The organism is Pseudomonadota bacterium (genome assembly GCA_039028155.1).
In the GTDB taxonomy this organism is placed as follows: Bacteria; Pseudomonadota; Alphaproteobacteria; order SP197; family SP197; genus JANQGO01.
On record JBCCIS010000102.1, the window covers coordinates 1 to 6,512 of the forward strand.

The 6,512-nt window shown below is 65.1% G+C and carries 6 protein-coding genes; 5 read left to right on the forward strand and 1 reads right to left on the reverse strand.

Going from position 1 to position 6,512, the window contains the following annotated elements:
• The 5 genes from AAF563_25200 to AAF563_25220 form a co-directional block, all read left to right on the forward strand.
• A partial coding sequence (locus AAF563_25200; GenBank protein MEM7124597.1) for an acyl-CoA dehydrogenase family protein occupies positions 1-865 on the forward strand: 865 nt, incomplete at its 5' end.
• A complete protein-coding gene (locus tag AAF563_25205; GenBank protein MEM7124598.1) occupies positions 865-2,472 on the forward strand; it encodes a carboxyl transferase domain-containing protein in 1,608 nt (535 codons plus the stop codon). The genes AAF563_25200 and AAF563_25205, both read left to right, overlap by 1 nt.
• Positions 2,473-2,482: 10 nt before the next feature.
• Positions 2,483-4,468 carry an acetyl/propionyl/methylcrotonyl-CoA carboxylase subunit alpha gene (locus tag AAF563_25210; GenBank protein MEM7124599.1) on the forward strand — a complete coding sequence of 662 codons (1,986 nt, stop codon included), beginning with the start codon at positions 2,483-2,485 and terminating at the stop codon, positions 4,466-4,468.
• Positions 4,469-4,475: 7 nt separating this feature from the next.
• Complete coding sequence (locus AAF563_25215; protein MEM7124600.1) at positions 4,476-5,363, forward strand: hydroxymethylglutaryl-CoA lyase; 888 nt, start codon at positions 4,476-4,478, stop codon at positions 5,361-5,363.
• 2 nt (positions 5,364-5,365) lie between these two features.
• A complete protein-coding gene (locus AAF563_25220; GenBank protein ID MEM7124601.1) occupies positions 5,366-6,169 on the forward strand; it encodes a crotonase/enoyl-CoA hydratase family protein in 804 nt (267 codons plus the stop codon).
• Between the two features lie 131 nt (positions 6,170-6,300).
• Here AAF563_25220 and AAF563_25225 read toward each other — a convergent pair.
• The coding region (locus AAF563_25225; protein ID MEM7124602.1) for a microcompartment protein at positions 6,301-6,512 on the reverse strand (212 nt) is incomplete at its 5' end.

A 6,512-nucleotide genomic window follows, 5' to 3' on the forward strand; every position in this document is an offset into this window, starting at 1 on the left:
CAACCAGATCAACCGCAACGGCACCCCCGACCAGAAGGCGGCCTATCTGCCGAAGCTGTGCTCGGGCGAGCATGTCGGCGCGCTCGCCATGTCCGAACCGGGCGCCGGGTCGGATGTTGTGTCGATGACCTTGCGCGCGGATAAACGCAACGACCGCTATGTGCTGAACGGCAACAAGATGTGGATCACCAACGGGCCCGATGCCGAGACGCTGGTGGTCTACGCCAAGACCGATCCCGATGCCGGTGCCAAGGGCATTACGGCGTTTCTGATTGAAAGCGGCTTCAGCGGATTCGCGCCCGCGCAAAAGCTGGACAAGCTTGGCATGCGCGGATCGAACACCGCGGAGCTTGTGTTCGAAGATTGCGAGGTCCCGTTCGACAACGTGCTGGGTAACGAAGGCGAGGGCGTGAAGGTCTTGATGTCGGGCCTGGATTACGAACGCGTCGTCCTGGCCGGCATTGGCGTCGGCATCATGCATGCATGCCTCGACGTGGTGATGCCCTATCTGCACGAACGCAAGCAGTTCGGCCGACCGATCGGTGAGTTCCAGCTTATGCAGGCCAAGGTCGCCGACATGTACACGGCGATGAACTCGTCCCGCGCCTATGTCTATGCGGTCGCCGCCGCGTGCGATCGCGGCGACGTCACGCGCCAGGACGCGGCGGCCTGTTGCCTCTATGCGTCGGAACAGGCAACCCAACAGGCGTTGCAGGCGATCCAGGCGCTGGGCGGCAACGGCTATATCAACGACTATCCGACCGGGCGCCTGTTGCGCGACGCCAAGCTTATGGAGATCGGCGCGGGCACCTCGGAGATACGGCGTATGCTGATCGGACGCGAGTTGATGAAGGAAACCGGCTGATGGCTGTCATCAAGTCCGCCGTGCAGACCACGAGTGATGACTTCGCCGCGAACGAAGTCGCCATGCACAGGGCTATCGCGGAAGCCGAGGACGCCGTCGCCATCGCTATGGCCGGCGGCGGCCAGGCGGCCCAGGCGCGCCACACCGGGCGCGGCAAGCTGCTGCCGCGCGAGCGCGTATCCCGGCTGCTTGATCCAGGCGCGCCGTTTCTTGAGGTCGGCGCCACCGCGGCTCACGGCCTCTATGACGGCGCCAGCCCGTCCGCCGGGCTGATCACCGGTATTGGCCGGGTCGAGGGCCAGGAGGTCATGGTCGTCGCCAACGATGCGACGGTGAAGGGTGGTACCTATTACCCGGTCACGGTGAAGAAGCACCTGCGCGCCCAGGAGATTGCCCAGGAAAACCGGCTGCCGTGCGTCTATCTGGTGGATTCAGGCGGCGCCAACCTGCCGAACCAGGATGAGGTGTTCCCCGACCGCGATCACTTCGGCCGGATCTTCTATAACCAGGCGCGCATGTCCGCCGACGGCATCGCCCAGATCGCCGTCGTCATGGGCTCGTGCACGGCTGGCGGCGCCTATGTGCCCGCCATGTCCGACGAAACGATCATTGTCGGTGAGCAGGGGACGATCTTTCTGGCCGGACCGCCGCTGGTAAAGGCGGCGACCGGCGAGGTGGTGAGCGCCGAAGAACTCGGCGGCGGTGACGTGCACACGCGCCTCTCTGGCGTCGCCGATCATCTGGCCCGCGATGACGACCATGCGCTGGCGCTCGCGCGACGTGCTGTGGCCAACCTCAATCGTACCAAACCGGCAGACCTGCAGCTTCAGACGCCGGAGGAACCGCTCTACGACCCCGCAGAGATCTACGGCATCGTGCCGGAGTCATTGTCGACCGCCTATGACATCCGCGAGGTCATCGCGCGTCTGGTTGACGGTTCCCGGTTCGACGAGTTCAAGGCGCGCTTCGGCGAAACGCTGGTCTGCGGGTTCGCCCATATCCATGGGCTTCCGGTCGGCATTCTCGCCAACAACGGCATCCTCTTCTCCGAAAGCGCGTTGAAAGGCGCACACTTCGTCGAGCTGTGTTCCCAGCGGCGCATTCCGCTGGTCTTCCTGCAGAACATCACCGGCTTCATCGTCGGGCAAAAGTACGAGGCCGAGGGCATCGCCAAGCACGGCGCCAAGCTGGTGACCGCCGTTGCGACCTCGGCTGTGCCCAAGGTGACGGTCCTGGTCGGCGGCTCGTTCGGCGCCGGAAATTACGGCATGTGCGGGCGCGCCTATGGCCCACGCTTTCTGTGGACCTGGCCCAACAGCCGCATTGCCGTCATGGGTGGCGAACAGGCCGCCAGTGTGCTCGCGGTCGTGCGCCGCGACGCCATCGAGCGCAACGGTGATACCTGGTCGGCCGATGACGAAGCCGCCTTCAAGCAACCGATCATCGATCAGTTCGCCGAACAGAGCCATCCACTCTACGCATCCGCGCGGTTGTGGGATGACGGCATCATCGATCCGGCGAAGACGCGCGACGTGCTCGGCCTGTCGTTGTCGGCGGCGTTGAACGCGCCGATCCCGGAGACCCGGTTCGGCCTGTTCCGGATGTGAAGCCGGCACCATGCTGAAACGCGTCCTGATCGCCAACCGCGGTGAGATCGCCTGTCGGATCATCAGGACATGCCGACGCATGGGTATCGAGACGGTCGCTATCTATTCGGACGCCGATGCAAAGGCCCTGCATGTCGCGATGGCCGACCACGCCGTTCGGCTCGGGCCGCCGCCTGTGAGTGAAAGCTATTTGAGAGGTGAGCTGATCGTTGAGGCGGCGCAGGCGATGGCGGCGGACGCCGTTCATCCCGGTTACGGTTTTCTGTCGGAGAACCCGGACTTCGCTGAAGCGGTCACTGCCGCCGGCCTCGTGTTCGTCGGTCCGTCGGGAGATGCCATCCGCGCCATGGGCCTGAAGGACCGCGCCAAGGCCCTGATGGCCGAGGCTGGCGTGCCCGTGGTGCCGGGCTATCTGGGTGACGATCAGGACGCCGGCGTCATGGCGCAAAAGGCAGAGGAGATCGGCTATCCCATCCTGATCAAGGCGCGCGCGGGCGGCGGCGGCAAGGGCATGCGCCGGGTTGATGACCCCGCCAGTTTTCCCGATGCCCTGGCGAGCGCGCGTCGCGAGGCCGAGTCGAGCTTCGGCGACGGCCGCTGCCTGATCGAGAAGTGGATCGTGCGGCCGCGTCATATCGAGATGCAGGTCTTCGGCGATGCCGATGGCAACGTGATCCATCTCTTCGAACGCGACTGTTCCCTGCAACGCCGCCATCAAAAGGTGATCGAGGAAGCGCCCGCGCCCGGCATGACGTCGGAGATGCGCCAGGCCATGGGGGAGGCGGCGGTGAAGGCGGCCGAGGCCGTCGGCTATCAGGGCGCGGCGACGGTGGAGTTCATCGTCGATGCCAGCGACGGCCCGAGGCCCGATCGCTTCTGGTTCATGGAAATGAACACGCGCCTTCAGGTCGAGCATCCGGTGACCGAGATGATCACCGGCCTTGACCTCGTCGAATGGCAGCTTCGCGTCGCGGCGGGCGAGTCCTTGCCGTTAAGGCAAGAGGACGTGCCATTGAATGGTTGGGCGTTCGAGGCGCGGGTCTATGCGGAAGATGCGGGCAAAGGGTTTCTCCCGGCGACCGGACGGATGGACTATCTGGCGCTTCCCGAAGACATCGCGCGTGTCGACAGCGGGGTGCGGCAGGGCGACGTCATCTCGCCGTTCTACGATCCAATGATCGCTAAGGTCATCGCGCGCGGTGACACGCGGACGGAGGCGCTCAACACGATGCGCACAGCTCTTTCGCAGAGCTTCGTCGCGGGCACGGTGACCAATGTCGGATTTCTTGCTGCCTTGTGCGCCGACGAGGGCTTCGCGGCCGGCCAGGTCGACACTGGGTTGATCGAGCGCGACCTCGATCGTTTTGTTGAACGGCCGGCGCCGCCTCCAGCTGCATACGGGCTCGCCGTGATGGCGGTTCTTGGCTGGTTCGAGTCGCGTGACCGGGTCGATCCCTGGGGGACTCTGACGGGTTGGCGGCAGTGGTCGCGCGAGAGGCAGGCAGTCGAGTTTGGCCAAGACGGCGTGGCGGAAGCGGTTCCCGTGACATGCGACAGCGATAGCAAACTCCGCTTTGAACACGCTGGGATCCCTCATGCTGTCGAGGTGCGGCAGGTCGACGGAGTTCAAGCTGTCATCGTGTTTGGCGGGAAAGAAGTCAGCGCCCGCGTTGTCCAGCATGGGCTCAGTATCACCGTGTTTCTCGACGGTGCGACCCACGTTTTCACGTGTCCCGACCCGCTTGATGGCGGCGAGCAGACCATGGCCGGCGACGACCGGGTGCTTGCGCCGATGCCCGGCCTGATCAAACTTGTGCCCGTCGCGCCTGGTGCCTGCGTGCGCCGGGGCGAGCCGCTGGTCGTCATGGAGGCCATGAAGATGGAACACACCCTGCGCGCGCCCTTTGACGGGACCGTGGCCGAGGTGCTGGTCGGCGAAGGCGAGCAAGTCGCCGCCGACAGGCTGCTGCTGGTCATGGAAACGCCGGACCCGTAAGCCTGCCATGAGCGAACACGTCACAATCTTCGAAATGGGCCCGCGCGACGGTCTGCAGAACGAGAAAGCGTTCGTTCCGACCGACGATAAAATCCGGCTGGTCGACATGCTGTCCGGCTGCGGGTTCTCCAAAATCGAGGTAACCAGTTTCGTCAGTCCCAAATGGGTGCCGCAGATGGCCGACGCGGCCGACGTCATGGCCGGTATCGAGCGCAAGCCGGGTGTGGCCTATGCGGTGCTGACGCCGAACATGCGGGGGTATGACGGCGCCAAAGCGGCACACGCCGATGAGGTTGCAATTTTTGCCTCGGCGTCCGAGGGGTTCAGCCAGAAGAACATCAACTGCTCCATTGCCGAGAGCCTCGAACGTTTCGTGTCGGTGCTCGCCGCTGCGAAGGGCGATGGCGTGCCCGTGCGCGGCTACGTCTCCTGCGTCACCGACTGCCCTTATGATGGCCCGACGCCGCCCAGGCAGGTGGCCGAAGTCGCGGCGCGTTTGGTTGACATGGGCTGCTATGAGGTCTCGCTGGGCGATACCATCGGCAGGGGCACGCCCGAAACCATCGCCGACATGCTGGACGCGGTGCTCGCCGTCGTGCCCGCCGACCGGCTTGCGGGCCACTATCACGACACCGGCGGCCGGGCGCTCGACAACATCGAGGTGAGCCTCGACAAGGGCCTGCGCACATTCGATGCGGCGGTCGGCGGGCTAGGCGGCTGTCCCTATGCACCCGGTGCCAAGGGCAACGTCGCGACGGGACCCGTGGCCGACCGACTGGCGTCGCTGGGCTTCGATACCGGCATCGACCGGGTGCGGCTGTCGGATGTCGAGCGATTCCTGAAGGATCAACCCTGGCGATCGGCCGCGACGGGCGATCGAAAAGAGGCAGATTAATCATGGCCACCTTCGAAACCATTCGCGTGGAGACTGACAAGCGCGGTGTCGCCTTTCTCTGGCTGGCACGACCGGACAAGCACAACTCGCTCAATACCCAAATGATCGGCGAGTTGCGTCAGGCTGCTGATGAGCTTGCTGGCGACGACGCCGTGCGCGTCGTCGTACTGGCGGGTGAAGGCAAGAGCTTCTCGGCCGGCGCCGATCTCGGCTGGATGCGCGCGCAGTTCGACCGCGACCGCGCCGGCAAGATCGCCGAATCTCTGGAACTCGCGCGCATGTTGAGCGACCTCGACAGCCTGCCGAAACCGCTGATCGCAAGGGTACACGGCCAGGCGTTCGGCGGTGGCATCGGCATGATGGCGGTCTGCGACATCGTGATCGCCGCCGCCCACGTGAAGTTCGCGCTGACCGAAACGCGGCTCGGCGTCATCCCGGCCAATATTGGTCCCTATGTCGTGCGGCGGCTGGGCGAGGGGAACACGCGCCGCATCTTTATGAACGGCAAACGGTTTGATGCGACGGTGGCCCGCGATCTCGGTCTGGTCAGTGAGGTCGTCGACGCTGACGGTCTGGACGACGCGGTCGAGGCGGAAGTCGGCTGGTTCCTGGACTGCGCGCCCGGCGCGGTCGCCGACGCCAAGGCGCTGTGTCTGGCGCTGTCACGCGACCGGATCGACGACCAGCATGCGTTTACGTCGGAAAGTCTCGCCGACCGCTGGGAGACGGCGGAAGCCCAGGAAGGCATCCGCTGTTTCTTCGACGGCGAAAAACCCTCGTGGTCGCGCGGGCGGAACGGCGCCTGACCCTCATCCTCCCAACGCTAAGCGTCGGGTCCCTCCCTCTCCCGCATGCGGGAGAGGGGAAGTATGGCCAATGCCACATCCCCTCGCCCCCTTTTAGGGGGAGACGGCAGGGTGAGGGGGTTGGCGGTGCCTCAGCCCTTGCGGCCTTCGATTGCCTCAAGCGTATTCGTGATGGTGTCGCGGGCGCGGATCATGTCGTCGGTGGTGCCGGACATGAAGATGCGGCCGGATGCGCCCATCATCTGGACGTCATTGATGATCGCTTCCGGCGCAGCGCGCTCGGCCTCGTTTGCCGCGACGCAGGCGAAGAGGGCGGGCGCCATTTCGTAGACCAGAAGCGAAG